Source organism: Moorena sp. SIO4E2 (assembly GCF_010671945.1).
In the GTDB taxonomy this organism is placed as follows: Bacteria; Cyanobacteriota; Cyanobacteriia; order Cyanobacteriales; family Coleofasciculaceae; genus Moorena; species Moorena producens.
In genome coordinates this window covers 1-1,356 of record NZ_JAAHIE010001246.1, presented here as the reverse complement: position 1 = coordinate 1,356, position 1,356 = coordinate 1, and the positions used below count along the sequence as shown (strand labels likewise).

Sequence of the window (1,356 nt, the reverse complement as noted above, 5' to 3'; positions counted from 1 at the left end):
TCCTGATGGTAAGAGCTTGGGATGCCTGGATGACTCCAATGATGGCTTAATCACAGTAACACTGACTGGAACCGCTGTTGCTGAAGGAAAACTCACAGCCTACGCGCGTTACACCTGCTGTCCCCAAGATTTCCAACCCGATCGCCGCCCCTTTGTTTCCATTGCCGATGGACTTAGCAACTTGGTGAAGCGTGAAGAAGTTTTAGAATCTGACTTCATTGGCAATTGGCCCGAAACGGAAAAAGACATTGCCGATCTAATGCAGCGAGTCCGCGAGACAATGGAAGCCTCCAATCTAGATCATCAAAATTTGCGCTCCAAGCTTGGAAATGAGGCGTTTTCAGGGAATCCCGATGAGCCATTCGACCCTGTAGCTCCCCGACCGGGGCATCCTTTACCTTTAACCGAACTAGGACGGATGAACCACGCTCGTTTCCTAGCCTATGAAGTCTTTAAGCAACGTTTAGGTCAACGACCTGAGTTGTTTAAACAATGGATCCGGAACCCCCTAGCGGAACCCCAGCCCTATGACACTCAAATGCCAGCGTTAATGAGGGGCTCAGACTCTGCTCCCATGTACATCACCCAGCGACAGTACTATCTCATGCAGAAGTGGTTGGAAATTGTTAAGAATTCTTTGGAAAATGGAGATGTATGAGCATGAGTAACCCTTCAATGCCATCTCCCTCGGTCACGGTTTTAGAGGACTCCTCTTGCCCAGAACCAGAATTGTCCCAAGACTTTCGTCTGTTTGAAAGTAGTCTTGGTCAACATCTGTTTGTGGTTGATGGCTCAAGAATTTTCGATCTGGATGCAGCCACAGCAGAGTATCTTCGAGTTCTGCTCAATAACGCAAACGAGGAGACAACCTCTAAGGCTGACGAAGTCCGTAGCGTTTTTTCTATGCCCAGCGGTCAACCCGCGATCGCGCCAACACCTTTGTCACCTCCTCCCCTGCGCTCCCTCTCCCTTAATGTGGCTCAAAGCTGCAATCTCGGTTGTAGGTATTGTTATGCTGATGAAGGGGGATTTCTGGGAAAAGCTCAATTCATGGCTCAGGATGTTGCCGAACAAGCCGTTGATCGCCTTATAGCCGAAGCTGAGCCTAATGTCGATTTAGTCGTGGGTTTTATGGGGGGAGAACCCCTACTCAATCACCAGTTAGTACATCATATTGCTGGCTATGCTCGCCGCCGAGGCCAAGAAAGCCATCATAAGGTGCGATTCTCGATTACCACCAATGGGACACTGATTACCTCTGAGGATGCAGCATTATTTTCCGAGTATCGATTTAATGTGTCTTTGAGTTTGGATGGTCCTCAAGATATTAATGATCGATTGCGACCAACCCCTAAA

The 1,356-nt window shown here is 48.6% G+C and carries 2 protein-coding genes; both read left to right on the top strand.

Annotated elements, in window-relative coordinates; all coding sequences use genetic code 11:
• On the top strand, nt 1-658 hold a 658-nt coding region (locus tag F6K37_RS42615), incomplete at its 5' end, for a hypothetical protein (RefSeq protein WP_287257247.1).
• Between the two features lie 2 nt (nt 659-660).
• Nucleotides 661-1,356, top strand: a 696-nt coding sequence (locus F6K37_RS42610; RefSeq protein WP_287257246.1) for a radical SAM protein, incomplete at its 3' end; no start/stop codon positions are given.